The organism is Phytohabitans aurantiacus (assembly GCF_027923225.1).
GTDB lineage: Bacteria > Actinomycetota > Actinomycetes > Mycobacteriales > Micromonosporaceae > Phytohabitans > Phytohabitans aurantiacus.
Map to the genome: position 1 here is coordinate 112,066 of NZ_BSDI01000013.1, position 25,763 is coordinate 137,828.

Sequence of the window (25,763 nt, forward strand, 5' to 3'; positions counted from 1 at the left end):
GTGAAGGTTAAGAAGGGCGACACGGTCGAGGTCATCGCCGGCAAGGACAAGGGTGCCCGGGGCAAGGTCATCGCGGCCTACCCGCGGCAGGACAAGGTCATCGTCGAGGGCGTGAACCGCGTCAAGAAGCACACCCGCATCCGCACCACCCAGCGCGGTGCGAAGACCGGTGGCATCGTCACCCAGGAAGCCGCGATCCACGTTTCGAACGTGGCTGTCGTGGACTCCGACGGCAAGCCGACCCGCGTCGGTTTCCGGGTCGACGAGAACGGCCAGAAGGTCCGCATCTCGCGCCGTACCGGTAAGGACCTGTGATGACTGCCCCTGTGAAGACTCTCCCGCGCCTCAAGGAGCGGTACCGCAACGAGATCGTGGCGCAGTTGAAGGAGCAGCACAACTACGCCAACCCGATGCAGGTGCCCGGCCTGGTCAAGATCGTCGTCAACATGGGTGTCGGCGAGGCCGCTCGTGACGCCAAGCTGATCGACGGCGCGGTCCGCGATCTCGCCACGATCACCGGCCAGAAGCCGCTGGTGCGTCGGGCCAAGAAGTCGATCGCGCAGTTCAAGCTGCGCGAGGGCATGCCGATCGGCGCCAAGGTGACGCTCCGCGGCGACCGCATGTGGGAGTTCCTGGACCGCCTGCTGTCGATCGCGCTCCCGCGTATCCGCGACTTCCGTGGTCTCGACGCCCGCAAGCTCGACGGCAACGGCAACTACACGTTCGGTCTGACCGAGCAGTCGGTGTTCCACGAGATCGACCAGGACCGGATCGATCGTGTCCGGGGCATGGACATCACGGTGGTCACCACGGCCACGACCGATGACGAGGGCCGGGCGCTGCTCAAGCTCCTGGGCTTCCCGTTCAAGGAGAACTGAGTTAATGGCGAAGAAGGCGCTGATCCTGAAAGCGGCCGCGAAGCCGAAGTTCTCGGTGCGCGCATACACCCGGTGCCAGCGTTGCGGGCGTCCGAAGGCGGTCTACCGCAAGTTCGGTCTCTGCCGGGTCTGCATCCGGGAGATGGCTCACCGCGGTGAGCTGCCAGGCGTTTCCAAGGCATCTTGGTAGAACTTCTCTTCGCCGTAGGCCCGGCGGGGCTGGGAACCGCGGCGAGAAAGGCTGATTCACACCCATGACGATGACTGACCCGATCGCAGACATGCTCACGCGTCTGCGTAACGCCAACCAGGCGTACCACGACCGGGTGACGATGCCCTACTCGAAGATCAAGGCGAACATCGCCGAGGTCCTCAAGGCCGAGGGTTACATCGCCGCCTGGTCTGTCGAGGAGCCCGAGGAGGGTGTCGTCGGCAAGCGACTGAACGTCGAGCTCAAGTACGGCCAGAGCCGCGAGCGCAGCCTCGCCGGCATCCGCCGCGTGTCCAAGCCCGGCCTGCGCGTGTACGCGAAGTCGCCGGAGCTGCCGCGTGTTCTCGGCGGCCTGGGCGTAGCGATCATCTCGACGTCTCAGGGACTGCTCACCGACCGGCAGGCCCGCAAGCGAGGGGTGGGCGGGGAAGTCCTCGCCTACGTCTGGTGAGGAAGATCTACCATGTCGCGAATCGGACGTAAGTCGATCCCGGTCCCCGCGGGCGTCGACGTCACCATCGACGGCCGGACCGTCAAGGTCAAGGGCCCCAAGGGCGAGCTCTCGCACACCGTCGCCGAGCCGATCTCGGTCGAGCGCGGCGACGACGGCCAGCTGAACGTCATCCGGCCGAACGACGAGCGCAAGGCCAAGGAGCTGCACGGCCTCTCCCGCACCCTGGTCGCCAACATGATCCTTGGCGTGACCGAGGGATACCGGAAGAGCCTGGAGATCGCTGGCACCGGTTACCGGGTCACGGCCAAGGGCAAGGACCTCGAGTTCGCCCTCGGCTTCTCGCACCCGGTACTGGTCGAGGCGCCGGACGGCATCACCTTCACGGTGGAGCGGCCGACCCTCTTCCACGTGGCCGGCATCGACAAGCAGCAGGTCGGCGAGGTTGCCGCCAACATTCGGAAGATCCGCCCGCCGGAGCCCTACAAGGGCAAGGGCGTCAAGTACCAGGGCGAGGTCATCCGCCGTAAGGCTGGAAAGGCAGGTAAGAAGTGAGCGCGACTCTGCTTAAGCGCCGCCGCGGTGTCGCCGCGCAGCGCGCCGTCGGGCGGGCGCGTCGGCACTTCCGCGTCCGCAAGAACGTGCTCGGCTCGTCCGAGCGTCCGCGCCTCGTGGTCACGCGTTCGTTGCGGCACATCACTGCTCAGGTCGTCGACGACACCAAGGGGCACACCCTGGCGTCCGCCTCGACGCTGGACGTGTCCATCCGTAGCGCCGAGGGCGACAAGAGCGCGCTCGCCGGCAAGGTGGGTACGTTGCTCGCCGAGCGGGCCAAGGCCGCGGGCATCTCCCAGGTCGTCTTCGACCGCGGTGGCAACAAGTACGCGGGGCGCATCGCCGCCCTCGCGGACGCCGCCCGCGAAGCCGGACTCGAGTTTTAGGAAGGAAAACCAATGCCAGGTCAGCAGCGCCGCGGCGGCGGGTCCGGTAACACCGAAGGTGGCGGCCGTCGCGAAGGTCGCGGTCGGGGTCGTGACGGGGGCAACGCGCCCGTCGAGAAGACCCCGCATCTCGAGCGAGTAGTCACCATCAACCGGGTTGCCAAGGTCGTCAAGGGCGGCCGCCGGTTCAGCTTCACCGCGCTGGTCGTGGTGGGCGACGGCGACGGCACGGTCGGCGTCGGCTACGGCAAGGCCAAGGAGGTGCCGGCCGCGATCGCCAAGGGCGTCGAGGAGGCCAAGAAGCACTTCTTCAAGGTGCCCCGCATCGCCGCCACGATCCCGCACCCCGTGCAGGGCGAAGACGCCGCCGGCGTCGTCCTGCTCAAGCCGGCCTCTGCCGGTACCGGTGTCATCGCCGGTGGCCCGGTGCGTGCCGTGCTGGAGTGCGCGGGCATCCACGACGTGCTCTCCAAGAGCCTCGGCTCGTCCAACCCGATCAACATCGTGCACGCCACGGTCCGGGCCCTGAAGAGCCTGGAGGCGCCCGAGGCGGTCGCCGCCCGTCGTGGCCTGCCGGTCGAGGATGTCGCGCCCGCGGCGATGCTCGCGGCTCGTGCGGGGGTGGGGGCGTAATGGCACGCCTTAAGGTCACCCAGGTCCGGTCCGAGATCGGCTCCAAGCGCAACCAGCGGGACTCGCTGCGGTCGCTCGGGCTGAAGCGGATCAATGACGTGGTGGTCAAGGAGGACCGCCCCGAAATCCGGGGCATGATCTTCACGGTGAACCACCTCGTGAAGGTCGAGGAGGTCGAGTAATGACGATCATCAAGGTCCACCACCTCCGGCCCGCCCCGGGCGCCAAGACCGACAAGACCCGTGTGGGTCGCGGTGAGGGCTCCAAGGGCAAGACGGCCGGTCGCGGTACCAAGGGCTCGAAGGCCCGGAAGAACATCTCGGCGGCGTTCGAGGGTGGGCAGATGCCGATCCACATGCGCCTGCCGAAGCTGAAGGGCTTCAAGAACAAGAACAAGGTCGTGTTCCAGGTCGTCAACCTGGACCGGCTGGCCGAGCTGTTCCCGCAGGGCGGCGAGGTCGGTCCGATCGAGCTGGTGCAGGCGGGCGCGGTCCGCAAGGGCCAGCCGGTCAAGGTACTCGGCACGGGCGACCTGGGTGGCGTCACGCTCCAGGTGTCGGCGCACGCTTTCAGCGCGTCGGCCAAGGAGAAGATCACTGCCGCAGGTGGCGCGGTCACCGAGCTGTAGCGAGAGAGTGCGGACGTGGCGCCCGATCAGTTGCCTGGCGACTGACGGGCGCCACGCCCTACTATCTGGTGTTTCGTCCCGTTAATATAGTGACCGGTGTATGTCCCCGGGCGCATCTGCCCGAACTCACACCGTACTGTTAGAGTCCGTTCCCAGTATGGATATCGGGCGTCCGCCCGGTGCCCAAACCCGCCCCGCCACCTGAGGCGGCCGCCTCGCGCAGGAGGAAGAAGTTGCTCTCCGCGTTTCTCAGTGCGTTCCGCACGCCTGACCTGCGCAAGAAGCTGCTGTTCACGATAGGTATCGTGGCCATCTATCGGCTCGGCGCGACACTTCCGAGCCCGGGTGTTTCCTACGGCAACGCGCAGAAGTGCATCGAGGCGTTGGAGACCGGCACGCCCGGTGTCTTCACGCTTCTCAACCTTTTCTCCGGCGGCGCGCTACTGTCGCTGTCGGTCTTCGCGCTGGGCATCATGCCCTACATCACCGCGTCGATCATCCTGCAGCTGCTCACCGTCGTGATCCCGCGGCTGGAGCAGCTCCGCAAGGAGGGTCAGGCCGGCCAGGCGAAGATCACCCAGTACACGCGGTACCTGACGCTGGGCCTCGCGATCCTCCAGTCGTCCGCCTTCGTGGCGCTGGCGCGGTCCGGTCAGCTCTTCAACAACCGGTGCAACGAGTGGCCGCTGATCCCCGAGGGCACCGGAATGCCCATGTGGATCACGCTCGTGACGCTGGTCGTCACGATGACCGCCGGCACCGGCGTCGTCATGTGGCTGGGCGAGCTGATCACCGACCGCGGCGTCGGCAACGGCATGTCCGTCCTCATCTTCACCTCGATCGCCGCCCGGCTTCCTTCCGAGGGTTGGTCGATCAAGGAGAGCCAGGGCTGGGACGAGTTCTTCCTGGTCATCGCGCTCGTTCTCGTGGTCATCACCGCGGTCGTCTTCATCGAGCAGGCGCAGCGGCGCATTCCCGTGCAGTACGCGAAGCGCATGATCGGCCGGCGCATGTACGGCGGCACCTCGACGTACATCCCGCTCAAGGTCAACCAGGCGGGTGTCATCCCGGTCATCTTCGCGTCGTCCCTGCTGTACCTGCCGCAGCTCGCGCTCCAGTTCGGCGACCCGAACGACCTCAACAGCTTCGAAGCGTGGATCCAGAACCACCTGGCCAACCCGGCCGACTGGGTCTACATCGTCGTCTACTTCTTCCTGATCATCTTCTTCACGTACTTCTACGTCTCGATCACGTTCAACCCGACCGAGGTCGCGGAGAACATGAAGAAGTACGGCGGCTTCGTGCCGGGCATCCGTCCTGGCAAGCCGACCGCCGAGTACCTCGACTTCATCCTGAGCCGGATCACCCTTCCGGGCTCCCTGTACCTGGGCTTGATCTCGGTCCTGCCGAACTTCTTCTTCATCTGGCTCGACAGCACCGCCTACCAGAACTTCCCGTTCGGTGGCACCGCCGTGCTGATCATGGTCGGTGTCGGCCTGGAGACGGTTAAGCAGATCGAGAGCCAGCTCATGCAGCGGAACTACGAAGGGTTCTTGCGGTAGATGAGGTTGGTATTGGTCGGTCCTCCCGGGGCGGGCAAGGGAACCCAGGCCGAGTTCATCGCCGCACACCTGGCGGTGCCCAAGATTTCGACGGGAGACATCTTCCGGTCGAACGTCTCGCAGGGCACTCCGCTAGGTGTGGAGGCACGGCGATACATGGACGCCGGTCAGCTCGTCCCGGACGAGGTGACGATCAACATGGTGCGCGATCGCCTGGCCGAGCCGGATGCCGCCGACGGCTTCCTGCTCGACGGCTTCCCGCGCACCACCCCGCAAGCGGTGGCGCTCGACAAGCTGCTGGCTGACCTCGGCACCGCGCTCGACCTCGTGATGGAACTCGTGGTCGACGACGACGAGGTCATCCGGCGGCTGTCGGGCCGGCGCACCTGTCGTGGCTGCGGCAAGATCTGGCACGTCGAGTTCGACGCCACCACGCACGAAGACGTCTGCGACCGGTGCGGCGGGCAGCTGTTCCAGCGCGACGACGACAAGCCGGAGACGATCGCCAACCGGCTTGTCGAGTACGCGCAGAAGACCTCGCCGCTGGTCGACTACTACGGCGCGCAGGGCAAGCTGGTGGGCATCGACGCGACCGGCCCGGTCGAAGATGTCACGGTGCGAGCGATCGACGCCCTGCGCTCGTACGGCGGTTAGCCTCAGTCTTATGCGCCGCCACCAACTCGCCATTCAGCTCAAGACGCCGGCCCAGATCGAAAAGATGCGCGCCGCCGGCCTTGTCGTCGCGGCCGCGCTGGCCAAGATGCGTGACGCGGTGGCGCCCGGCGTCTCCACGGCCGAGCTGGACGCGATTGCCGAGTCGGTGATCCGGGAGGCCGGGGCGGTGCCCTCGTTCAAGGGCTACCACGGCTTTCCCGCCTCGATCTGCTCGTCCGTCAACGAGCAGATCGTGCACGCCATCCCGTCGCCGAAACAGGTGCTCCGCGACGGCGACATCATCTCGATCGACTGCGGGGCCGTACTGGACGGCTGGCACGGCGACGCCGCGGTCACGGTACCGGTCGGCGAGGTGCGACCCGAGCTGCTGCGCATGGCACAGGTGGCGGAAGACGCGATGTGGGCGGGTATCGCCGCCGCCGCGCGTGGCGCCGCCTCCGGTCGCGGTCGCCTGACCGACATCTCGTACGCCGTGGAGTCCGCCGTACGGCACGGTGGGCGCTACGGGATCGTCGATGGCTACGGCGGCCACGGCATCGGCACCGAGATGCACCAGGACCCGCACGTGCTCAACCACGGCCGCCCGGGACGCGGTCCGCGACTGGTACCCGGGTTGGCGCTGGCGATCGAGCCGATGATCACGATCGGCTCGCCGCGCACGATGGAGCTGGACGACGGCTGGACCGTGGTGACCCGCGACGGCTCGGTGGCGGTACACGTCGAGCACTCCATGGCGATCCTCGAAGACGGCGTGTGGGTGCTGACCGCCGAGGATGGTGGCCGCAACCGTCTCGGCAACCTGGTGAGCTCGCTGGCTGCCGTCGGTTGACGGGTGAGGCATTCTCGTATGTATGGGAGTGCCGGACGGGATGCGCGCGGGAGACGCTGACCGGCAGGCGGTGGCCGACAAGCTGCGCGCCTCGCTCGACGAGGGCCGGCTCGATCTGCACGAGTACGACGAGCGCCTCCAGCAGGCATACGCGGCGAAGACGTACGGCGACCTGGACCGCCTGCTCGCCGATCTGCCGGGCACCGTGCCGACGGAGCGCGCCCAGGTGGTGCCCGTGCAGCCAGCCCAGCCGCCCGAGGTGGTCCCGGATGCGACCCGGCGATGGCTCGCCGAGACGTGGGACGGGTACTTCGGCGTCGTGGCGGTGTGCGTCGCGATCTGGGCGGTCATCGGCATCATGGTCGGCGACATCATGTATTTCTGGCCCGGATGGGTGGCCGGCCCGTGGGGTGCCGTGCTTCTCGTCACCACCGTAAACGGCCTGGTCACCGGTGAGCCCCAGAAGTGGGCTGCCAAGCAGGCTCGCAAGAAGGCCGCGAAGATCGAGAAGAGGGCCCGTAAGCAGGGCGAACGCGAACGTGAGGCGAGCGAGGGCGCCGACTGACGGCTCAGTTTGCTGTCGATACGTGAACGGGCGTACACTGGCTGATCGGCGCGCAGCGTCCACTCCGGCATGCCCACCTGCGCTCTTGTGGGCATCTGGAGCCGCGGCTGGCGCGGGTCCCTCAACCCGTGAAACAGACGTTGCGAGCCTGTCCGAAGAACCCGACGTCAGGACAGCGGAGGACATGCCCAAAAAAGACGGGGCCATCGAGATCGAGGGCCGAGTTATCGAGCCACTCCCGAACGCCATGTTCCGGGTGGAGCTCGCCAACGGCCACAAGGTACTGGCTCACATCAGCGGCAAGATGCGGCAGCACTACATCCGCATCCTGCCCGAGGACCGGGTCGTCGTCGAGCTATCGCCGTACGACCTGACTCGTGGGCGGATCGTCTACCGCTACAAGTAGTCGGGTTCAACCACTTCAGTCCGGCACCGCGACGCGTCGCGGCCACGGGCGTGGATGAAGTAAAGGCAAACCGTGAAGGTCAAGCCGAGCGTCAAGAAGATCTGCAACAAGTGCCGGGTTATCCGCCGGCACGGCCGGGTCATGGTCATCTGCGCTGACCCGCGCCACAAGCAGCGCCAGGGCTGACGCGCCCAACTGAAAATGCTCGCCCCAGCCGCAGAGCGGTCTACCCCCGGTCGGAGGCCGGGGCCTCACCAGGGCAGGTGAGGGGTGGGGCGGGTCCAGACCTCCGTGAGATACCTGAGGAGTACGCCCGCACATGGCACGTCTAGTCGGCGTCGATCTCCCCCGCGAAAAGCGGATGGAGATCGCGCTCACCTACATCTTCGGGGTCGGTCGCACCCGCGCCAGCGAGACGCTGGCCGCCACCGGCATCAGCCCCGACAAGCGCGCCAAGGACCTCACGGACGACGAGATCGTTCAGCTCCGTGACCACATCGAGACCAACTACAAGGTCGAAGGTGACCTGCGCCGCGAGGTCGCCGCGGACATCCGCCGCAAGGTCGAGATCGGCTGCTACGAGGGCATCCGGCACCGCCGGGGCCTGCCGGTGCGTGGGCAGCGCACTCGCACCAACGCCCGCACTCGCAAGGGCCCGAAGCGGACCGTCGCCGGCAAGAAGAAGCCCGGCAAGAAGTAATTAGGAGCGCATCAACCTATGCCACCGAAGGCTCGTGCCGGGGCCGTCAAGAAGGTCCGGCGCAAGGAACGCAAGAATGTCGCGCACGGTCAGGCGCACATCAAGAGCACGTTCAACAACACCATCGTCTCGATCACGGACCCGACCGGTGCGGTGATCTCCTGGGCGTCCGCCGGTCAGGTGGGCTTCAAGGGCTCCCGCAAGTCGACGCCGTTCGCCGCGCAGCTCGCCGCCGAGGCGGCCGCCCGCCGCGCCATGGAGCACGGCATGCGCAAGGTCGACGTGTTCGTCAAGGGTCCTGGCTCCGGCCGGGAGACCGCCATCCGTTCGCTGCAGGCCGTTGGCCTTGAGGTCGGCCAGATCGCCGACGTCACGCCGCAGCCGCACAACGGGTGTCGTCCGCCGAAGCGGCGCCGGGTCTGAGGGAGAACGAGAGATGGCTCGCTACACAGGTGCTGACTGCCGCCGTTGCCGGCGGGAGAAGATGAAGCTGTTCCTCAAGGGCAGCAAGTGCGATGGTCCGAAGTGCCCGTTCGAGTCCCGGCCGTTCCCGCCCGGGCAGCACGGCCGCGGTCGCACGAAGGAGTCGGAGTACCTGCTCCAGCTCCGCGAGAAGCAGAAGGCCCGCCGCGTGTACGGCGTGCTGGAGAAGCAGTTCCGCGGGTACTACGAGGAGGCTGTCGCCAAGCCGGGCAAGACCGGTGAGGTGCTGCTGCAGATCCTCGAGTCGCGGCTCGACAACGTGGTCTACCGGGCCGGCTTCGCCAAGTCTCGTGACATGGCCCGCCAGCTCGTCAAGCACGGCCACTTCCTGGTCAACGGCAAGAAGGTCGACATCCCGTCCTTCCGGGTCACCGAGCACGACATCGTCGACGTGCGCCCGAAGTCGAAGGAGCTGACCCCGTTCATCGTGGCGCAGGCCGAGGCCGGCTCGAAGACGGTGCCGGCGTGGCTGGAGGCGATCCCCAGCCAGATGAAGATCCTTGTGCACACCCTCCCGGCCCGGCAGGTCATCGACACGCAGGTCCAGGAGCAGCTGATCGTCGAGCTCTACTCCAAGTAAGGCTCGTTGGCCCGGCGCGTCCTGCAAGGGGCGCGCCGGCCATCAGGTTCGCGGTCGTCAAATAGTGGGCGGCCCCGGCAGAAAAGAGAAACACAGTGCTCATCACCCAGCGGCCGACTCTCTCCGAGGAGTCGATCAGCGAGACCCGTTCGCGGTTCACCATCGAGCCGCTCGAGCCGGGTTTCGGCTACACGCTTGGTAACTCCCTCCGGCGTACCCTGCTCAGCTCCATCCCCGGTGCCGCGGTCACCAGCATCAAGATCGACGGTGTGCTGCACGAGTTCACCACGATCCCCGGGGTCAAGGAAGACGTCGTCGAGCTCGTCATGAACGTCAAGGAGCTGTGCGTCAGCTCCGAGCACGACGAGCCGGTCAGCATGTACCTGCGCAAGCAGGGCCCGGGCGACGTCACTGCTGGTGACATCCAGCCCCCGGCCGGCGTGTCCGTGCACAACGCCGACCTCAAGCTCGCGACCCTCAACGGCAAGGGCCGGCTCGACATGGAGCTGACCGTCGAGCGGGGCCGCGGCTACGTCACCGCCGCGCAGAACAAGCAGGCCGGCGCGGAGATCGGCCGCATCCCGGTCGACTCGATCTACTCGCCGGTGCTGAAGGTGACGTACCGCGTCGAGGCGACCCGTGTCGAGCAGCGCACCGACTTCGACCGGCTGATCATCGACGTCGAGACCAAGGCGTCGATCGGCCCGCGTACGGCGCTGGCCTCGGCCGGCTCCACCCTGGTCGAGCTCTTCGGCCTGGCCCGCGAGCTCGACGAGACCGCCGAGGGCATCGACATCGGCCCGTCGCCGCAGGACGCGCAGCTCGCTGCCGACCTGGCGCTGCCGATCGAGGAGCTGGACCTGACCGTCCGGTCCTACAACTGCCTCAAGCGCGAGGGCATCAACACGGTGGGTGAGCTCATCGGGCGCACCGAGGCCGACCTCCTCGATATAAGGAATTTCGGTCAGAAGTCGATCGACGAGGTCAAGATGAAGCTCGCCGGGATGGGTCTGGGTCTGAAGGACTCGGCGCCCAGCTTCGACCCGGCGCACGTCGTGGACTCCTTCGGCGAGGTGGACTACGACTCCGACGACTACCGCGAGACCGAGCAGCTCTAGCGGGTCCCTGAAATAACGAGGAGCACCAACGATGCCCACGCCCACCAAGGGCCCCCGCCTCGGCGGCAGCCCCGCGCACGAGCGGCTGATGCTGGCCAACCTGGCCACAGCGCTGTTCCGGCACGGCAAGATCACTACCACCGAGACCAAGGCCAAGCGGCTCCGCCCGCTCGCCGAGCAGCTCATCACCAAGGCCAAGCGCGGTGACCTGCACGCCCGGCGCCGGGTCCTGACGGTCGTCAGGGACAAGGACGTGGTCTACGAGTTGTTCGACCAGATCGCGCCGCGGTTCGCCAACCGTCCCGGTGGCTACACCCGGATCGTGAAGACCGGTCCGCGCAAGGGTGACGCCGCGCCGATGGCGATCATCGAGCTGGTCGAGGAGCTGGTCGTCGCCGCGCCGCCGGCCAAGAAGACCGCTAAGAAGGCCGCCAAGAAGGCCGCGCAGCAGGACAAGGTCGAGGCGCTCGCCCCCGACGACGAGCCCACGCCCACGTCGACCGAGCCCGCCGCCGAGGCGAGCGACGCCGACGAGGCCGAGGCCAAGTAACGCACGAACCGTGATGGAGGCGTCCTTCGAGTCCCTGTGACTTGAAGGACGCCTCGGTCTTTGAGGAGAGAAGTGACGCGGGTACGGCTGGATGTCGCCTACGACGGCACGGACTTCTCGGGCTGGGCGGCTCAGCCCGGTCGCCGCACCGTCGCCGGCGTACTGGCCGAGGCGCTCGGCGTGCTCGTCGGCCCGGAGCAGGTGGTCGGCCTGACCGTCGCTGGGCGTACCGACGCCGGCGTCCACGCCACCGGGCAGGTGTGCCACGTCGACCTGCCGCCAACCGCGCTGGAGCTGGGCCTGGTACGCCGGTTGGCGGCACTGCTGCCACCGGACGTCCGCGTGCGGGCGGCCACCGAGGTACCGCCGGAGTTCGACGCCCGGTTCTCGGCGACGTTCCGCCGGTACGAGTACCGGGTCACCGACGCCCCATACGGTGCCGATCCACTGCGCCGGCACGACACGCTCGCCTGGCCGCGCCCGTTGGACCTGGACGCGCTCGGCAGGGCGGCCGCCGGACTGCTGGGTGAGCACGACTTCGCCGCGTACTGCAAGCGCAAGGAGCACGCCACCACGATCCGGGCGATCAGCCGGCTCGACTGGCGGCGGGAGGCAGACGGCGTACTTGTCGCGACCGTGCAGGCCGACGCGTTCTGCCAGGCGATGGTGCGCAGCCTGATGGGCGGGCTGCTGTCGGTCGGCGACGGGCGCCGGCCGGTGGACTGGCCCGCCGGGCTGCTCAGCCGCCGGGAGCGCGCCAACGAGGTCATGGTCGTACCCGCACACGGCCTGACTCTTGTCGAGGTTGGATACCCGGAGACGTCCGCCGAGTACGCCGAGCGTGCCGACCTGACGAGGCGGCTACGAGCCTGAGACCGGGGCGGTGGCACGTTTCTCGATGACGCTGCCCCGCAGGTGGGTCTCCAGCAGGTCGGTGAGGATCTGCCCGACCCGCTGGTCGCCGTCCATGATCGGCCTGCGATCGGCGCGGGCGATCACGCAGTACACGAGGTAGTGCCCCCGCACATGCCAGCCGACCTGTGCCGACGAGAGCGCGATGGCCTCGGTACCGCGGCCGGCGAGCAGGCCGTCGAAGCGTCCCTGCTCGGCCTCGACCATCGGTTTGATCTTCTCCCGCGCCCACTCCGCGCCTTCGACGTCGGAGAGGTTGAACACGCCCGCCGTGACCAGGTACCGGCCGTCCGACGAGCGCAGGGTGCCACGTACCACCTGGCTGCACCCGAGTTCGTCGAGCAACTGGGCGACGCGGCCCGCCGCGGCGCCACGGCAGTCCTTGCTCGCGGCGGTGCGCAGCACCAGGTACGGCGGCTGGGCCGGGTCGATGGCGAGCTGCTCGCCGGGGAAGACCTCGGCGGCGGAGAGCGGCTCCGGGTCGGCCTCGCGCGACCCGATGTCACGCGGCACCGCCGTCGGCAGCGCGGCACCGGAGGCGATCGCGTCGCGGCCCTGCCGCTCGTCGGCCACGATGAAGAACGAGCTCAGGCCGCACACCGACAGCAGCGCGACCACCCCGAGGGACGTGATGATCGCCTGCCAGATTTGCCGGGAAGGTCGCCGGGCGCGCCGGCGCGGTTTCCAATCCGCTGGCGGAGCGGGTGTCGGGCAGTGCAAGGGCCGGCGAGCGCGGGCGCCACGGCTCCGCGTGCGGGCACGGGGCAGGGTGCGGGCATGCCTCGGCGGGGGTGACCACCCGCCGGGTCCAACGCTGGGCCCGAACACCATGGACGCCAGGGTAACGGGACCAAATACGCTAGATATCTCGTTTCACAACACACCCCTAAAAGGCGGACAAATTTCGAAGCAGGCTCACGTGTGAGAATTCCAGCCGTGAACCACTACTTCAGCGCCGAGCCGGAAGCTGGCGCGCAGCGCCGCGACATCGCGTTCACGATCGCCGGGCGCGAGTTCTCGCTGGTGAGCACCGGGGGAGTGTTCTCCGCCGACCGGCTCGACCCGGGCACCGCGGTACTGCTGCGCAAGGCCGACCTGCCCGGGCCCGACGCCGCCGGTCCGTTCCTTGACCTGGGATGTGGCTACGGCCCGATCGCTTCCGTCCTCGCGACCGTCGCGCCGCGCGCCACGGTGTACGCGATCGACGTCAACTCCCGGGCGCGCGAGCTGGCCACGGAGAACGCCGCCCGCGTCGGTGCCACCGCCCGCGTTCACGTCGCGGCGCCCGACGAGGTACCGGACGACGTGCGGTTCGCGCAGCTCTGGAGCAACCCGCCGATCCGCGTCGGCAAGCCCGAGTTGCACGCGATGCTCGACCGGTGGCTGCCCCGGCTCGCACCCGGTGGCGTGGCCTGGCTGGTGGTGGCGCGGCATCTCGGCGGCGACTCCCTCCAGAAGTGGATCATCGAACGTGGCTGGCCCGTCGCTCGGCACGCCAGTCAGAAGGGCTACCGGGTCCTGAAAGTCGGATGACCGCGGGCGACGCATCGGGGAGGATGCCGGCGTGGGTTACGTGGACGTCGCGGGTGTCGCGCACGCGCTGCCGGACGGCCGGGAGCTCTTCGCCGACGTGTCGTTTCGGGTCGGCGAGGGTGCGAAGGTGGCCCTGATCGGGCCGAATGGCGCCGGCAAGACGACTTTGCTCCGGATGGTCTCCGGCGACCTGCCCGTGCCCGTGGGCGGCGTTGCCCGTGCGGGTGGGCTGGGCGTCATGCGGCAGTTCATCGGCATGATCGGCGACGAGACCACCCTTCAGGGGCTGGCCATGTCGCTGGCGCCGCCGCGGCTGCGCGAGGTGGGTGAGCGGCTCGCCGCCGCCGAAGCCGCGCTGCACAAGAGCCCTGAGTCCGAGCGCGCCCAGATCGGATACGCCAACGCGCTCGCCGTCTGGGGCGAAGCCGGCGGGTACGACGCGGAGGTGCTCTTCGACACCGTGTCCACCCTCGTGCTCGGCAAGCCGTGGGACGCGACCCGCGACCGGCCGGTACGCACGCTCTCCGGTGGCCAGCAGAAACGGTTCGCGCTCGAACTGCTGCTGCGCGGCCCCGACGAGGTACTGCTGCTCGACGAGCCCGACAACTTCCTCGACGTGCCCGGCAAGCGCTGGCTGGAGGAGCGGCTGCGCGAGTCGGCCAAGTCCGTGCTGTACGTCTCGCACGACCGCGAACTGCTCGCCCAGACCGCCGACAGGGTCGTCACCGTCGAGGGCGGCAGCGCGTGGGTGCACCCGGGCGGGTTCGCGTCCTGGCACGAGGCCCGGGTCGCCCGGCACGAGCGGCTGGAGGAGTCCCGGCGCCGCTGGGATGAAGAGCATCAGAAGCTGCGCGAGCTGATGCTGATGTACAAGCAGAAGGCCGCCTACAACGACGGCCTGGCGTCGCGGTACCAGGCGGCGCAGACCCGGCTCCGCAAGTTCGAGGAGGCCGGACCGCCGCCATTGCCGCCCCGCGAGCAGGACATCCGCATCAAGCTGCGCGGTGGGCGCACAGGCAAGCGAGCCGTGATGTGCGAGCAGCTCGAGCTCGACGGCCTCACCTACCCCTTCGACCTGGAGATCTGGTACGGCGACCGGGTGGCGGTGCTCGGCGCCAACGGCACCGGCAAGTCACACTTCCTCCGGCTGCTGGAGACACCGTCGTCCGTGGCTCACGGTGGGGTGGCCCGGCTTGGTGCCCGCGTACGTCCCGGCCACTTCTCGCAGACGCACGATCATCCCGAGCTGATCGACAAGACGCTCGTCGAGGTGCTCTGGCGCGGCGATGACCACCGCGACGGCATGGACCGGCACGGCGCGATGAAGGTGCTCAACCGCTACGACCTGGCGGGGCAGGGCGACCAGAGGTTCGGCACGCTGTCGGGCGGGCAGCAGGCGCGCTTCCTGGTACTCCTGCTGGAGCTCTCCGGTGCGACGCTGCTGCTGCTCGACGAGCCGACCGACAACCTCGACCTGGCATCCGCCGAGGCGCTGGAAGAAGGGCTGAAGGCGTTCGAGGGAACTGTCATCGCGGTCACGCACGACCGGTGGTTCTGCCGCTCCTTCGACCGGTACGTGGTGTTCCAGAACGATGGCGAGGTCAAGGAGAGCACCGAGCCGGTCTGGGATTGAACCTTTCCGGACGCGCGTCCGAACTACAGGTATGCGTCGCTGGGTGCGGGCCCTGCTCGTGGGGATGTTCCTCGCCCTTGCCATGCCCGCGACCCCGGCCAGCGCCCACGCCGCGCTGGTCGCGACGACACCCACCCAGGGCGCGGTCGTCGGCTCCTCGCCCACCGAGGTGCGGCTGACCTTCAACGAGCCGGTGGGCGTCATTCCCGGCAAGACCCAGGTGATCGCCCCGAACGGGAAGCGGATCAACGAGGGCGATCCGGTCGCTTCCAACGGCACCCTCACGATCGCCGTCCGCAAGGCGGACCGGCCACTCGGCACGTACCTCGTCAGCTATCGCGTGATCTCGGCGGACGGGCACCCGCTGGCCGGTGGGTTCATGTTCTCCGTGGGTGCGCCCTCGCAGACCGCGCCCGAGGCGGCCGGCGACGACAAGTCGGTGACGGTACTGCTCGGCGTCGCGAAGTACCTCGGATATGTCGGCCTGACGCTGGTGGTCGGCCCGATCCTCATGCTGGCGGTGCTGTGGCCGCGCCGGCTGTCCACGCGCGGGCCGCTGCGGCTGATCCGCATAGGACTGGCGGCGCTGGCGGTGACCACGCTGGCGTCGTTGTGGCTCCAGGTGCCGTACCTGTCCGGCGCCGGGCCGTTCGAGGTGTCGGGCGTCGAGCTTCGCCAGGTGCTGACGAGCACGGTCGGCATCGCGCTGCTCGTCCGGCTGGTGATCATCGCCGCGGTGTGGGTACTGGTCCGTCCCCGTCCCGGCCGGCGTCGCGGTCTCCTGCTCGCCGCCCTCGGCGCCGGCGGCCTCCTGACCTGGGCGCTCGCCGGACACCCGGCCGCCTCGCCGATCCCGCCCGTCTCGGCGCTCGCCGACGTGCTGCACCTCGCCGCGATGTCCGTCTGGCTCGGCGGCCTGGTCGTACTGGTCGGGTTCCTCCTGCGCCGCGCCGACCCGCGTGAGCTGCACGTCATCCTGCCCGTGTGGTCGCGGTGGGCGGCGGCCGCCATCCTGTGGCTCGTCGGCGGCGGCGCCGTACAGGCCCTGATCGAGTTGGGTGGGCTCGGCGCGATCACCGGTACCGACTACGGCCGGCTCATACTGATCAAGGTCGGCCTGTTCGGCGCCATCATCGGCGTCGCGTACTTCTCGCGCCGGCTCGTGCTGCGCCGCGGCTCGCCGGGACGGCTGCGCCGGCTGGTCGGTATCGAACTCGGCATGACCGCGATCGTGCTGGTGGCCAGCTCGCTGCTAGTACAGACCACGCCCGGCCGGTCGGCGAACGTCGAAGCCGCGGCGGTGGCCGAGGCGCGCGGCTTCTCCACGACGCTGAGCAGCCCGGTCTTCTCGGTGCAGTTCGAGATCTTCCCCGTGCAGATCGGCGACAACAACACGCTGCACGCGTTCGTCTACACGCCCGAGGGCAAGCCGGTCGACGTGGCGGAGTGGAAGGTCACGGCCGCCCTCCCGGAAAAGGGTGTCGAACCCTTCGACAACCCGATCGCCACGATCCGCGGCAACCAGGGGATCGGCGCGGTGACCTTTCCGTTCCCCGGCAAATGGGAGCTGACCCTGACAATCCGGGTCTCCGACATCGACCAGGCGACGGTAAAGACCACAGTCCCCGTCCCCTGAGAACCCTTTACGGAAGTGTGATGCGGCCCTTACTGTGAGGGCAGGAGTGACCCACGGGAGCCCGGTGCACCGGGCTGAGAGGGGGGCATGCAGCCCCCGACCGTCGAACCTGATCCGGGTAATGCCGGCGCAGGGAGGAGTGTTGCATGCCGTTTCCTCGGCTTCACCTCATCACCGATTCGTTCGCCGTCGCGCGGGCGGCTGTCGACGCCGCTGGGCCGGAGCTGGCCGTACAGGTACGGGTCGAAGACGGCGTCGACGACCGGGACGCGTACGAGCTGGCCGGCAAGGTTGTCGAGCTGTGCGTTGGTGCGGGGGCGTTGTGCCTGGTCAATGACCGGTTGCACGTCGCGCTCGCGGTCGGGGCCGGCGGTGGGCACGTGGGCGCGCTCGACCTGCCCGTCGACGCCGCCCGGCGGGTGCTCGGGCCGGGCGCGGTGCTCGGCGCGACGGCTCGCGATCCCGGCACGGCGAGACGGGCGGTCGCGGCGGGCGCCACGTATCTGGGCGTCGGGCCGGCGTACGCCACGTCCACAAAGGACGGACTGCCGCCACCGATCGGCCCGGCAGGGGTCGCCGCGGTGGCGGCCGCTGTCGGCGTACCCGTCATCGCGATCGCCGGTGTCACCGCCGCCCGGGTGCCCGAACTGCTCGAAAGCGGCGCGTACGGGGTCGCGGTGATCGGCGCGATCGGCCGGGCGCCCGATCCCGGCGCCGCCACGATCGAACTGCTGAAAGCCCTCTCATGAGTACCGACATCGAGGTGGTGGGCGCGGGGCCGATTGGGCTTGCCATCGGGTGGCGGTGTGCGCAGCGGGGCATGACGGTGCGAGTCGTCGACGATGGACGTACCGGTGCCGCGCATGCCGCCGCCGGGATGCTGTCGCCGGTCGCCGAGGCGTACTTCGGTGAAGAGGCGCTCACCGGGCTGCTCGTCGAGTCGGCGAAACGGTGGCCCGCGTTCGCCGCCGAGCTGGGCGACGTCGGATATCGCGACGACGGCACCCTGGTGGTGGCGCTGACCAGCGACGACCTGGCCGAGGCGGAGCGCCTGCGCGCGTACCAGGCAAGCCTGAGGCTGCCGATCACCGCGATGCGCGCGTCCGAGCTGCGAGACCGCGAGCCTCGCCTGTCACCCCGAATCCGCGGCGGCGCCCTCGCCGCCGGCGACCACCAGGTAGATCCCCGCAAGCTCGTTCCCGCGCTGCGCGAGGCAGCGATCGCGGCCGGCGCGTCGATCACCCTCGGCGAGGCCGGGCCCGCGGGGGTCACGGTCGTCGCGGCGGGGTGTGGGTCCGCCGCCCTCGCCGGCGTGCCGGTCCGGCCGGTCAAAGGGCAGGTGCTGCGGCTTCGTGCGCCCGATCCGGGACCGCCGGGCTTCCGGCACGTGATCAGGGGGTACGCCGACGGCCGCCACGTCTATCTCGTGCCGCGAGCCGATGGGGAGGTCGTGGTCGGCGCGACCGTCGAGGAGCTCACCGACTCGGCGGTGACCGCGGGTGCGGTGCTCGACCTGCTGCGGGCCGCGACTGACCTGATGCCGGACATCGCCGAGTACCACCTGGTGGAGGTGGTCGCCGGGCATCGACCCGGTACCCCCGACAACGCGCCGATCCTCGGGGCGCTCGACGGACGGCCGGGCGTCGTGGTGGCCACCGGTCACTACCGCCACGGGATCGTGCTGACCCCGATCACCGCTGATCTGATCGCCGACCTGGTCGAAAAGGGTGTGCCCGACCCGATGCTGGCCCCGTTCACCCCAGCGAGGTTCCTCTCATGAATGTGCTCCTCAACGGGTCCGCGCACGTCCTGCCCGACGGGGCGACCGTAGCCGAGGCGGTCGCGGTCGCCACCGACCGCGCGCGCGGCGTCGCCGTCGCGGTCAACGGCGAGGTCGTACCGCGTACCGGCTGGCCGGATGCCGTGCTGCGCGACGGCGACCAGATCGAGGTGCTGACCGCGGCGCAGGGAGGCTGACCATGCCGTTGACGATCGCGGGCGAGTCGTTCGGGTCGCGCCTGATCCTCGGTACCGGTGGCGCGTCGTCGCTCACCGCGCTGGAAGAGGCGGTCAAGGCGAGCGGGACCGAACTCGTGACGGTGGCCCTGCGCCGGGTCGAGGCGGCGGCCACGATGGGCGGCGGTCTGCTCGACCTGCTCGACCGCTGCGGGGTACGCCTGCTGCCGAACACGGCCGGCTGCTACACGGCCACCGAGGCGATCAAGGTGGCTCACCTGGCGCGGGAGGCGTTCGAGACGCCGTGGGTCAAGCTCGAGGTGATCGGCGACGAGCGGACGCTCCTGCCGGACGGTGTCGAGCTGGTACGCGCCGCCGAGGAGCTGGTGGCCGACGGGTTCACGGTGCTGCCGTACACCACGGACGACCCGATCCTGGCGCGTCGCCTGGCCGATGTCGGCTGCGCCGCGGTCATGCCGGCGGGTGCGCCGATCGGGTCCGGGCTCGGTGTCACCAACCCGCATCACATCGCGCTGATCAGGCAGAACGTCGAAGTACCGGTGATCCTGGACGCCGGGATCGGCACGGCGTCGGATGCCGCGCTCGCGATGGAGCTGGGGTGCGACGGCGTACTGCTCGCGACCGCGGTCACCCGCGCGGCCGACCCGGCGCGGATGGCGGCCGCGATGCGGCACGCGGTCGAGGCGGGCTGGCTGGCGGCGGGCGCGGGCCGCATCCCCAAACGCTTCCACGCCTTGGCGTCCACGCCCGACGAGGGACGGCCAGACCTATGAACGGTGTGGTGGTGTTGACGGATCGGCGGCAGGTGCGCCGCCCGCTTCGCGAGGTGATCCAAAGAGCGGTCGATGGCGGGGCGCGATGCGTCGTACTCAGGGAAAAGGATCTGCCGCGCGACGAGCGTGCCGCGCTGGCGGCGGCCCTGCGGTCCGTACTCGCGCCGGTCGGTGGCCGGCTCGTCGTCGCGGGCCCGGACCCGCTCGGCGGCGATGCCGTGCACCTGACCGCCAGCGGCCCGTATCCGCCGCCCGACCTGGCTCTTGTCGGCCGCTCCTGCCACGACGTTTCCGAGTTGGAGCGGCTCACCACCGAGCACTACGCGATGGTGTCACCGGTCTTCCCGACCGAGTCGAAGCCCGGGTACGGCCCAGCGCTCGGCGTCGATGGCCTGGCCCGGCTGGTCGGGTGCAGCCCGGTGCCGGTGCTCGCGCTCGGCGGGGTGACGCCGCGGACCGCGCGGGACTGCGTCGCCGCGGGTGCCGCGGGCGTGGCGGTCATGGGCGCGGTCATGCGGGCGGACGACCCGGCAGACGTGATCCGGGGCCTGGTGAGTGCGACAGAGTCCGTCGGACCTTTCGCTGACCGGGGTGGAGTGAGGTCATGACACCACCGATCGCCCTCACGGTCGCCGGTTCCGACTCGGGCGCCGGGGCCGGCATCCAGGCCGACCTGAAGGTCTTCGCCGCGCTGCGGGTGTATGGCACGTCCGTGGTCACGGCGGTGACCGCGCAGAACACCCGCGGGGTGCACGACGTGTACCCGATCCCCGGGAACGTGGTGGGTGCCCAGCTCACCGCGCTCCTCGACGACATGCCGCCGCTGGCGACCAAGACCGGGATGCTCGCGAGCGGGGAGGTGGCCGCCGCGGTGACGGCGAAGGCGCGCGCCGGGCTCCTGCCGAACCTGGTCGTCGACCCGGTACTGGAGTCGTCGAGCGGTCGCCGGCTGGGCGTGGTGAGCGCCATCGAGCGGCTGCTGCCGTACGCCCTGGTGGCCACGCCCAACTGTGAAGAGGCGTCCGCCCTGGTGGGCTGGCCGGTCGCCACCCCCGCCGACATGGCCGGTGCGGCGGGGCAACTCGCCGCGGGCGGGCCGAAGTTCGTCGTGGTGACCGGCGGCGACCTGGCCAGCGGCGACGAGGCGGTCGACGCGATGTGGACGGACGCGGGCGTGCGCTTCCTGCGGTACCCGCGCATCGCGACCCGCAACACCCACGGCACGGGCTGCACGTTCTCCGCCGCGATCGCCGCGCGGCTCGCGCTCGGCGACGCCGTGCCGCAGGCCGTCACGTTCGCCAAGCAGTACGTCGCCCGGGCGCTCGCCGACGCCCGGGAGTGGAAGTTGGGCAGCGGCGCGGGTCCGCTCGACCACTTTGGTTTCGACAAATGATGGCCGTGGCTTGGAGGCATGATGGGAAGTCGTCGCAAGGTGTACGTATCCGGCAGCCGGCCGGACATCCAGGTGCCGTTCGCCGAGGTGGACCTGACGGGTGACAACCCGCCGGTCCGGCTGTACGACACCTCGGGACCCGGCTCCGATCCCTCGGTGGGGCTGCCGCCGCTTCGCGGACCGTGGATCGCCGAACGGGGTGACGTGGCGCCGGTGCGGGGCGCGGGTACGCCGCTGGCCGGTACCCGCCCGACCCAGTTGGCCTATGCGCGCGCCGGTGTGATCACGCCGGAGATGGAGTTCGTGGCGATCCGGGAGGGCGTCGCGCCGTCATTCGTGCGCGACGAGATCGCCGCCGGCCGCGCAGTACTGCCGGTCAACGTCAACCACCCCGAGGTCGAGCCGATGATCATCGGCAAGAGCTTCCTGGTGAAGGTCAACGCCAACATCGGTACGTCCGCGGTCACATCGTCGATCGCGGAAGAGGTCGAGAAGCTGACCTGGGCCACCAAGTGGGGCGCCGACACCGTCATGGACCTGTCCACCGGCAAGCGCATCCACGAGACGCGCGAGGCGATCATCCGGAACGCGGCCGTGCCCATCGGCACCGTGCCGATCTACCAGGCACTGGAGAAGGTGGGCGGCGATCCGGTCAAGCTCTCCTGGGACGTCTACCGGGACACCATCATCGAGCAGTGCGAGCAGGGCGTCGACTACATGACCGTGCACGCGGGCGTGCTGCTGCGCTACGTGCCGCTCGCCGTCGATCGGGTCACCGGCATCGTGTCGCGCGGCGGATCGATCATGGCGGCGTGGTGCCTGGCCCACCACGAGGAGAACTTCCTCTACACGAACTTCGCTTCCCTGTGTGAAATCCTGGCCCGCTACGACGTCACCTTCTCGCTGGGTGACGGGTTGCGGCCGGGTTCGATCGCGGACGCGAACGACGAGGCGCAGCTCGCCGAGCTCCGCACGCTCGGCGAGCTGACGAAGGTGGCCTGGGAGCACGACGTCCAGGTGATGATCGAGGGCCCGGGTCACGTGCCGATGCACAAGATCAAGGAGAACGTGGACCTCCAGCAGGAGTGGTGCCACGAGGCGCCGTTCTACACGCTCGGCCCGCTGACCACGGACATCGCGCCCGCGTACGACCACATCACGTCCGCGATCGGTGCCGCGATGATCGGCATGTTCGGCACGGCGATGCTCTGCTACGTCACGCCGAAGGAGCACCTCGGACTGCCGGACCGCGACGACGTCAAGGCCGGCGTGATCGCGTACAAGATCGCCGCGCACGCCGCCGACCTGGCGAAGGGACACCCGGGCGCGCAGGCGTGGGACGACGCGCTGTCGAAGGCGCGATTCGAGTTCCGGTGGGAGGACCAGTTCAACCTGGCGCTCGACCCGGAGACGGCGCGGGCGTACCACGACGCGACGCTGCCCGCGGAGCCCGCGAAGACCGCGCACTTCTGCTCGATGTGCGGCCCGAAGTTCTGCTCCATGAAGATCACGCAGGAGCTCAAGGAGTACGCCGCGAGGGGCATGCAGGACAAGTCCGACGAGTTCGTCGAGGCGGGCGCCCGGGTGTATCTCCCGCTGGCGCAGGGCTAACGCTGGTCAGGGTCGGCCAACCCGCTGACCCAGTCGACGTACTCCTCGTCGCGGCGCGGGATGGGCGCGGGCCCGGCGTCACCGGTCGGTGCGGGTGTCTCCGGGCGCGGCTCGTCCTTGCGCTGCTCGGGCACCTCCACCGGCGGCGGCGCCGCCTTGCGGCGACCGAAGAGGCCACGGCGCGGGCGCTTCTCCGCGCTCTGTTCAGGCTCGGGCTGGGTCGGGGTCAACTCGGGCACCGGCCCCTTGCCGCCCGCGGCCTGCCGGCCGGCCGAGAAGGCGGTCACCGCCCCGGGCGCGGTCGGGTTCCGGGGCGGGCCGCCCTGCTGCTGCCGGCCCACTACCCCCGCCGCCCACTCGGGCGCGAGCGGCGGCCCGGGGACATTCCGATCCGTGCCCGGACGACCTGGCTGGCCGGTCACTGGGCCGCCGCCGGGGTCCTGCCCGGTGTACGGAGAGCCGGTGTAAGCGGGGCCGCTGTGAGGCGGGCCGGTGTAAGGCGGGTTGGTGGCCGCGGGACCGGGAGGTGCGAAGGCTTCGGCGCGGGAGCCGCGCCGGCCCCGCTTCCGTAGCGGCGGCTTCTCGGCCGCGGGAGCGGACGCCGGCGAGCCCCGCGTCGCGGTGCCACGCTCGGGGCCGCCCTGGTCGAGCGCGCCAAGGTCGCGGGCCCGCGGATTCGAAGAGCCAAGATCCGAAGGACCCTGATCGGCACGGCCCTGATCGGCACGGGCCAGGTCTGGACGGCTCTGGTCGGGACGGGCCTGGTCGCGTGCGCCGCGGTTGGGCCCCTCGGGGTCGTCGGCGGAGCCGCGGGCCGTCGACGGGTGGTCGGGAGCGGAGCCGCGGGCCGTCGACGGGCGGTCGGGGGCGGAGTCGCGGGGGCGGTCGCCGGGGGCCCGGTCGGGGCCGGCGTCGGGAGCCGGCGACGGGTCGGCCGGGGCGGGACGGCGGATGGTGGTCGCGAGCATCGAGCCGAGGGCGCCGGCGGCGACGGCCACGAGCGCACCCCAGTACGGCGCGGCCTGGTACTTGTCGGCGTCGGTGCCCGGCCCGGCCACCAGGTACGCGAGCGACAGCGTCGCCGGCCCCACCACGCCAGCGGCGGCGAGGGCCCGCGACGGCCGGCTCAGCCAGCGGCCGAGACCGGCGGTGATGGCGCCAGCGGCCAGCGCCAGCAGGGGCATGGTGATGACACCAAGACGCTGGGCGGTGCCGGTCGACAGCGTGGTCGGGTCGTAGACGCCGAGCCGCACCGCCGGCTGCTCATCGCCGAGCGACTGTCCCATGGAGATCAGGCCGAGGAGCCAGGCGCCGGCCGTCACCACGACGACGTTCCAGAAGAGGGCGTCCTGGCTGAGCACCGCGATCGCCGCGAAGATGCCGGCGATCGTGCCAAGGCCGACGGAGAGTCCAATGATCAGTACCGGGTCGCCGGTGGGCACGTCGGCACCCCTGGCCGGCAGCATCGCGAGCGGCACCGCGACAGCGGCGCCGAGGCTCGCGGCGATCGAGTACAGGATCCGCGAACCGGTCCCACCCTGGTATCCCTGCCGGAAGGCGCGCCGGTCGGCGGCGATGGCGCCCGCGACGGCGGCCACGATGGGGAACCAGGTGACCCAGGCGAGCTGGGCTACCCACAGGTTTTCCTCGGCGGCGGTGAAGGTGCGGTCGAGCCGCACGATCCCGAGACCGAACGCGATGCCCAGTTGACTCGTGCTGGCCAGCAGCCCGACGGCGAGCGCGGTGACCAGCACTCTGCCCCAGGTCCGAAGTGCCATGCCCGGCACGTTACGTCGAGCGGGCCCAGTCCGCCAACACGCATCGATGCCGTTACCCAGAGATACGGGTTAAAGTCCGGTGTGGACCTGGATACGTCGGTGGTCATCGTCGGCGCCGGCCCGGCCGGTTTGACCCTGGCAAACCTTTTGCGGCGATCAGGGCTGAATTGCGTAGTGCTGGAGAAGCAGAGTCGGTCCTATGTGGAGCGGCGCCAGCGAGCCGGCATTCTGGACCACCATTCGGCGAGCATCTTCGAGGAGTGGGGCCTCGCAGACCAGGTCCTCGCCGGCGCGCCATCCGACACCGTCATCGAGATCCGGGTCGACGGGGTGCCGCGGTACTTCGATGTGCCGGGCCTCGCGGGCGGAAAGCACAGCCGGCTGCTGCCGCAGCAGTTCGTCGTCCAGCGGCTGCTCGACGCGTACGTGGACGGCGGCGGCGACCTGCGCACCGACGCGAGCGACGTGACACTGCACGGCATTGACGGCGACCGCCCGGTGGTCACGTACCGCGACGCGGCCGGTGCGGAGCGGCGGGTCTCATGCGAGTACGTGGCCGGTTGCGACGGGCACCACGGGGTGACGCGCCAGAGCATGCCGAAGGATGCGTTCACCACGTACTCCTATGACCACGGCATCGGCTGGATCACCGTACTGGCGGACGCGCCCGCACCCCGGTACCCGCTTTTCGCGGTGAGCCAGCACGGGTTCGCGGCACAGTTCCCGCGCGGCCCGCGCGCCAGCCGGTACTACCTCCAGCGGCCGCCGAGCGACGCGGTGACGGACTGGCCGGACCACAGGGTGTGGAAGCAGTTGCGGGCGCGACTCGGCGACCCTGACCTGCCCGCCGGTCCCATCACGGAGAAGGCGCTGGTCGAGATGCGCAGCTTCGTCGTCGACCCCATGTCGTACGGCCGGCTGCATCTCGTCGGCGACGCCGCCCACATCATCACGCCGATGGGCGGCAAGGGCATGAACCTGGCCCTGGCCGACGCCGACGCACTGGCGAAGGCGCTGGTGGCGGCGTTGAAGGACGGCGATGGGGCGGCCCTGCGGTCGTACTCCGCGACCTGCCTGCGGCGCACCTGGGACTACCAGGAGTTCTCCCGCTGGATGCAGGAGATGATGCACGACGCGGGCGACGACACGGTCACGGGCCCGTTCCGGCGCGAGCTCGCCCGAGCCCGGCTGGATCGGCTCTTCACGTCGCCTGCGGCGGCGACCCTGTTCGCCACGATGATGGCCGGTACGAACTGACCCGCTCCGACCAGCACAATCGTCATGATCAATACGTTTTGCCGTATCGT

The 25,763-nt window shown here is 69.8% G+C and carries 34 protein-coding genes and 1 riboswitch; of the genes, 32 read left to right on the plus strand and 2 right to left on the minus strand.

What is annotated here, in order from left to right; genetic code table 11:
* The 21 genes from rplX to truA all read left to right on the plus strand — a co-directional run bounded on the left by rplX (position 1) and on the right by truA (position 12,083).
* Positions 1-315, plus strand: a complete 315-nt coding sequence (gene rplX, locus QMG73_RS15970; protein WP_265248394.1) for a 50S ribosomal protein L24 — start codon at positions 1-3, stop codon at positions 313-315.
* Positions 315-878 carry a 50S ribosomal protein L5 gene (gene rplE, locus QMG73_RS15975; protein WP_281896236.1) on the plus strand — a complete coding sequence of 188 codons (564 nt, stop codon included), beginning with the start codon at positions 315-317 and terminating at the stop codon, positions 876-878. Before rplX ends, rplE begins: the two co-directional genes overlap by 1 nt.
* Before the next feature lie 4 nt (positions 879-882).
* A complete protein-coding gene (locus QMG73_RS15980; protein WP_007073023.1) occupies positions 883-1,068 on the plus strand; it encodes a type Z 30S ribosomal protein S14 in 186 nt (61 codons plus the stop codon).
* A 64-nt stretch (positions 1,069-1,132) separates the two neighbouring features.
* Positions 1,133-1,540, plus strand: a complete 408-nt coding sequence (gene rpsH / locus QMG73_RS15985) for a 30S ribosomal protein S8 (RefSeq protein ID WP_281896240.1) — start codon at positions 1,133-1,135, stop codon at positions 1,538-1,540.
* A 12-nt stretch (positions 1,541-1,552) separates the two neighbouring features.
* Positions 1,553-2,095, plus strand: a complete 543-nt coding sequence (rplF, locus tag QMG73_RS15990; protein WP_281896241.1) for a 50S ribosomal protein L6 — start codon at positions 1,553-1,555, stop codon at positions 2,093-2,095.
* Positions 2,092-2,481 carry a 50S ribosomal protein L18 gene (rplR, locus tag QMG73_RS15995; protein WP_281896244.1) on the plus strand — a complete coding sequence of 130 codons (390 nt, stop codon included), beginning with the start codon at positions 2,092-2,094 and terminating at the stop codon, positions 2,479-2,481. Before rplF ends, rplR begins: the two co-directional genes overlap by 4 nt.
* A gap of 12 nt (positions 2,482-2,493) precedes the next feature.
* Positions 2,494-3,114 carry a 30S ribosomal protein S5 gene (rpsE, locus tag QMG73_RS16000; RefSeq protein ID WP_265248399.1) on the plus strand — a complete coding sequence of 207 codons (621 nt, stop codon included), beginning with the start codon at positions 2,494-2,496 and terminating at the stop codon, positions 3,112-3,114.
* Positions 3,114-3,296 carry a 50S ribosomal protein L30 gene (gene rpmD / locus QMG73_RS16005; RefSeq protein WP_281896246.1) on the plus strand — a complete coding sequence of 61 codons (183 nt, stop codon included), beginning with the start codon at positions 3,114-3,116 and terminating at the stop codon, positions 3,294-3,296. The genes rpsE and rpmD overlap by 1 nt, the downstream gene beginning before the upstream one ends.
* The gene (gene rplO / locus QMG73_RS16010; protein WP_281896248.1) at positions 3,296-3,742 is read left to right on the plus strand and encodes a 50S ribosomal protein L15; all 447 of its coding nucleotides are present in this window, start codon (positions 3,296-3,298) and stop codon (positions 3,740-3,742) included. The genes rpmD and rplO overlap by 1 nt, the downstream gene beginning before the upstream one ends.
* A gap of 233 nt (positions 3,743-3,975) precedes the next feature.
* On the plus strand, positions 3,976-5,304 hold the full coding sequence (gene secY / locus QMG73_RS16015; protein WP_281896251.1) for a preprotein translocase subunit SecY: 1,329 nt from the start codon (positions 3,976-3,978) through the stop codon (positions 5,302-5,304).
* Positions 5,305-5,958, plus strand: coding sequence for an adenylate kinase (locus QMG73_RS16020; protein WP_265248403.1), 654 nt, complete (start codon positions 5,305-5,307; stop codon positions 5,956-5,958).
* Positions 5,959-5,968: 10 nt separating this feature from the next.
* On the plus strand, positions 5,969-6,808 hold the full coding sequence (gene map / locus QMG73_RS16025) for a type I methionyl aminopeptidase (protein WP_281896253.1): 840 nt from the start codon (positions 5,969-5,971) through the stop codon (positions 6,806-6,808).
* Positions 6,809-6,848: 40 nt separating this feature from the next.
* Entirely contained in the window at positions 6,849-7,373 is a 525-nt protein-coding gene (locus QMG73_RS16030) for a DUF1707 SHOCT-like domain-containing protein (RefSeq protein WP_407676814.1), read from the plus strand.
* Positions 7,374-7,557: 184 nt separating this feature from the next.
* Entirely contained in the window at positions 7,558-7,779 is a 222-nt protein-coding gene (gene infA, locus QMG73_RS16035; RefSeq protein WP_007073013.1) for a translation initiation factor IF-1, read from the plus strand.
* A 72-nt stretch (positions 7,780-7,851) separates the two neighbouring features.
* Positions 7,852-7,965, plus strand: coding sequence for a 50S ribosomal protein L36 (gene rpmJ, locus QMG73_RS16040; protein ID WP_167925053.1), 114 nt, complete (start codon positions 7,852-7,854; stop codon positions 7,963-7,965).
* A gap of 133 nt (positions 7,966-8,098) precedes the next feature.
* Positions 8,099-8,479, plus strand: a complete 381-nt coding sequence (gene rpsM / locus QMG73_RS16045) for a 30S ribosomal protein S13 (protein ID WP_281896261.1) — start codon at positions 8,099-8,101, stop codon at positions 8,477-8,479.
* An 18-nt stretch (positions 8,480-8,497) separates the two neighbouring features.
* Positions 8,498-8,902, plus strand: coding sequence for a 30S ribosomal protein S11 (rpsK, locus tag QMG73_RS16050; protein WP_265248407.1), 405 nt, complete (start codon positions 8,498-8,500; stop codon positions 8,900-8,902).
* Between the two features lie 13 nt (positions 8,903-8,915).
* On the plus strand, positions 8,916-9,542 hold the full coding sequence (gene rpsD, locus QMG73_RS16055) for a 30S ribosomal protein S4 (protein WP_265248408.1): 627 nt from the start codon (positions 8,916-8,918) through the stop codon (positions 9,540-9,542).
* Between the two features lie 95 nt (positions 9,543-9,637).
* Positions 9,638-10,660, plus strand: a complete 1,023-nt coding sequence (locus tag QMG73_RS16060) for a DNA-directed RNA polymerase subunit alpha (protein ID WP_281896265.1) — start codon at positions 9,638-9,640, stop codon at positions 10,658-10,660.
* Positions 10,661-10,691: 31 nt separating this feature from the next.
* Complete coding sequence (gene rplQ / locus QMG73_RS16065) at positions 10,692-11,210, plus strand: 50S ribosomal protein L17 (protein WP_281896267.1); 519 nt, start codon at positions 10,692-10,694, stop codon at positions 11,208-11,210.
* A 60-nt stretch (positions 11,211-11,270) separates the two neighbouring features.
* Complete coding sequence (gene truA / locus QMG73_RS16070) at positions 11,271-12,083, plus strand: tRNA pseudouridine(38-40) synthase TruA (RefSeq protein WP_281896269.1); 813 nt, start codon at positions 11,271-11,273, stop codon at positions 12,081-12,083.
* Here truA and QMG73_RS16075 read toward each other — a convergent pair.
* Complete coding sequence (locus QMG73_RS16075; protein WP_281896272.1) at positions 12,072-12,740, minus strand: hypothetical protein; 669 nt, start codon at positions 12,738-12,740, stop codon at positions 12,072-12,074. The two genes, truA and QMG73_RS16075, sit on opposite strands and share 12 nt — an antisense overlap.
* A gap of 309 nt (positions 12,741-13,049) precedes the next feature.
* Between QMG73_RS16075 and QMG73_RS16080 the strand changes: the two genes are divergently transcribed.
* From QMG73_RS16080 to thiC, 10 genes are all read left to right on the plus strand, one after another.
* Positions 13,050-13,655 carry a class I SAM-dependent methyltransferase gene (locus QMG73_RS16080; protein ID WP_281896599.1) on the plus strand — a complete coding sequence of 202 codons (606 nt, stop codon included), beginning with the start codon at positions 13,050-13,052 and terminating at the stop codon, positions 13,653-13,655.
* A 31-nt stretch (positions 13,656-13,686) separates the two neighbouring features.
* On the plus strand, positions 13,687-15,288 hold the full coding sequence (locus tag QMG73_RS16085) for an ABC-F family ATP-binding cassette domain-containing protein (protein WP_281896274.1): 1,602 nt from the start codon (positions 13,687-13,689) through the stop codon (positions 15,286-15,288).
* Positions 15,289-15,319: 31 nt separating this feature from the next.
* A complete protein-coding gene (locus tag QMG73_RS16090) occupies positions 15,320-16,924 on the plus strand; it encodes a copper resistance protein CopC (protein ID WP_281896278.1) in 1,605 nt (534 codons plus the stop codon).
* Positions 16,925-16,968: 44 nt separating this feature from the next.
* Positions 16,969-17,077, plus strand: a riboswitch (TPP riboswitch).
* Entirely contained in the window at positions 17,071-17,673 is a 603-nt protein-coding gene (locus QMG73_RS16095; RefSeq protein ID WP_281896280.1) for a thiamine phosphate synthase, read from the plus strand. (Overlaps the previous riboswitch by 7 nt.)
* Positions 17,670-18,704, plus strand: a complete 1,035-nt coding sequence (thiO, locus tag QMG73_RS16100; RefSeq protein WP_281896282.1) for a glycine oxidase ThiO — start codon at positions 17,670-17,672, stop codon at positions 18,702-18,704. Before QMG73_RS16095 ends, thiO begins: the two co-directional genes overlap by 4 nt.
* Complete coding sequence (thiS, locus tag QMG73_RS16105) at positions 18,701-18,901, plus strand: sulfur carrier protein ThiS (RefSeq protein ID WP_281896285.1); 201 nt, start codon at positions 18,701-18,703, stop codon at positions 18,899-18,901. Before thiO ends, thiS begins: the two co-directional genes overlap by 4 nt.
* Before the next feature lie 2 nt (positions 18,902-18,903).
* Positions 18,904-19,674 carry a thiazole synthase gene (locus tag QMG73_RS16110; protein ID WP_281896289.1) on the plus strand — a complete coding sequence of 257 codons (771 nt, stop codon included), beginning with the start codon at positions 18,904-18,906 and terminating at the stop codon, positions 19,672-19,674.
* Positions 19,671-20,282: a thiamine phosphate synthase gene (locus tag QMG73_RS16115; RefSeq protein WP_281896291.1), complete on the plus strand. Its 612-nt coding sequence runs from the start codon at positions 19,671-19,673 to the stop codon at positions 20,280-20,282. The genes QMG73_RS16110 and QMG73_RS16115 overlap by 4 nt, the downstream gene beginning before the upstream one ends.
* Complete coding sequence (gene thiD, locus QMG73_RS16120) at positions 20,279-21,067, plus strand: bifunctional hydroxymethylpyrimidine kinase/phosphomethylpyrimidine kinase (RefSeq protein ID WP_281896292.1); 789 nt, start codon at positions 20,279-20,281, stop codon at positions 21,065-21,067. Before QMG73_RS16115 ends, thiD begins: the two co-directional genes overlap by 4 nt.
* 21 nt (positions 21,068-21,088) lie before the next feature.
* Positions 21,089-22,678, plus strand: a complete 1,590-nt coding sequence (gene thiC / locus QMG73_RS16125; protein ID WP_281896601.1) for a phosphomethylpyrimidine synthase ThiC — start codon at positions 21,089-21,091, stop codon at positions 22,676-22,678.
* Here the strand turns inward: thiC and QMG73_RS16130 are convergent.
* Positions 22,675-24,456 (minus strand): hypothetical protein, encoded by a 1,782-nt coding sequence (locus tag QMG73_RS16130; protein WP_281896294.1) that lies wholly within the window; start codon positions 24,454-24,456, stop codon positions 22,675-22,677. The genes thiC and QMG73_RS16130 overlap by 4 nt on opposite strands.
* Before the next feature lie 81 nt (positions 24,457-24,537).
* On the opposite strand from QMG73_RS16130, the gene QMG73_RS16135 reads away from it, so the two are divergent.
* Complete coding sequence (locus QMG73_RS16135; RefSeq protein WP_281896296.1) at positions 24,538-25,713, plus strand: 4-hydroxybenzoate 3-monooxygenase; 1,176 nt, start codon at positions 24,538-24,540, stop codon at positions 25,711-25,713.
* Positions 25,714-25,763: the final 50 nt, after the last annotated feature.

Bases quoted from the DNA above. Each gene is read 5' to 3' on its own strand.
- QMG73_RS16110 (WP_281896289.1), top strand. From the start codon at position 18,904: ATGCCGTTGACGATCGCGGGCGAGTCGTTCGGGTCGCGCCTGATCCTC.
- QMG73_RS15980 (WP_007073023.1), top strand. From the start codon at position 883: ATGGCGAAGAAGGCGCTGATCCTGAAAGCGGCCGCGAAGCCGAAGTTC.
- rplO (WP_281896248.1), top strand. From the start codon at position 3,296: ATGACGATCATCAAGGTCCACCACCTCCGGCCCGCCCCGGGCGCCAAG.
- rpsK (WP_265248407.1), top strand. From the start codon at position 8,498: ATGCCACCGAAGGCTCGTGCCGGGGCCGTCAAGAAGGTCCGGCGCAAG.
- rpsM (WP_281896261.1), top strand. From the start codon at position 8,099: ATGGCACGTCTAGTCGGCGTCGATCTCCCCCGCGAAAAGCGGATGGAG.
- thiC (WP_281896601.1), top strand. From the start codon at position 21,089: ATGGGAAGTCGTCGCAAGGTGTACGTATCCGGCAGCCGGCCGGACATC.
- infA (WP_007073013.1), top strand. From the start codon at position 7,558: ATGCCCAAAAAAGACGGGGCCATCGAGATCGAGGGCCGAGTTATCGAG.
- QMG73_RS16020 (WP_265248403.1), top strand. From the start codon at position 5,305: ATGAGGTTGGTATTGGTCGGTCCTCCCGGGGCGGGCAAGGGAACCCAG.
- rpsD (WP_265248408.1), top strand. From the start codon at position 8,916: ATGGCTCGCTACACAGGTGCTGACTGCCGCCGTTGCCGGCGGGAGAAG.
- rplE (WP_281896236.1), top strand. From the start codon at position 315: ATGACTGCCCCTGTGAAGACTCTCCCGCGCCTCAAGGAGCGGTACCGC.
- thiO (WP_281896282.1), top strand. From the start codon at position 17,670: ATGAGTACCGACATCGAGGTGGTGGGCGCGGGGCCGATTGGGCTTGCC.
- rplF (WP_281896241.1), top strand. From the start codon at position 1,553: ATGTCGCGAATCGGACGTAAGTCGATCCCGGTCCCCGCGGGCGTCGAC.
- rpmD (WP_281896246.1), top strand. From the start codon at position 3,114: ATGGCACGCCTTAAGGTCACCCAGGTCCGGTCCGAGATCGGCTCCAAG.
- QMG73_RS16130 (WP_281896294.1), bottom strand. From the start codon at position 24,456: ATGGCACTTCGGACCTGGGGCAGAGTGCTGGTCACCGCGCTCGCCGTC.
- rpsH (WP_281896240.1), top strand. From the start codon at position 1,133: ATGACGATGACTGACCCGATCGCAGACATGCTCACGCGTCTGCGTAAC.
- thiS (WP_281896285.1), top strand. From the start codon at position 18,701: ATGAATGTGCTCCTCAACGGGTCCGCGCACGTCCTGCCCGACGGGGCG.
- QMG73_RS16115 (WP_281896291.1), top strand. From the start codon at position 19,671: ATGAACGGTGTGGTGGTGTTGACGGATCGGCGGCAGGTGCGCCGCCCG.
- thiD (WP_281896292.1), top strand. From the start codon at position 20,279: ATGACACCACCGATCGCCCTCACGGTCGCCGGTTCCGACTCGGGCGCC.
- map (WP_281896253.1), top strand. From the start codon at position 5,969: ATGCGCCGCCACCAACTCGCCATTCAGCTCAAGACGCCGGCCCAGATC.
- rplQ (WP_281896267.1), top strand. From the start codon at position 10,692: ATGCCCACGCCCACCAAGGGCCCCCGCCTCGGCGGCAGCCCCGCGCAC.
- rpsE (WP_265248399.1), top strand. From the start codon at position 2,494: ATGCCAGGTCAGCAGCGCCGCGGCGGCGGGTCCGGTAACACCGAAGGT.
- QMG73_RS16095 (WP_281896280.1), top strand. From the start codon at position 17,071: ATGCCGTTTCCTCGGCTTCACCTCATCACCGATTCGTTCGCCGTCGCG.
- QMG73_RS16090 (WP_281896278.1), top strand. From the start codon at position 15,320: ATGCGTCGCTGGGTGCGGGCCCTGCTCGTGGGGATGTTCCTCGCCCTT.
- QMG73_RS16030 (WP_407676814.1), top strand. From the start codon at position 6,849: ATGCGCGCGGGAGACGCTGACCGGCAGGCGGTGGCCGACAAGCTGCGC.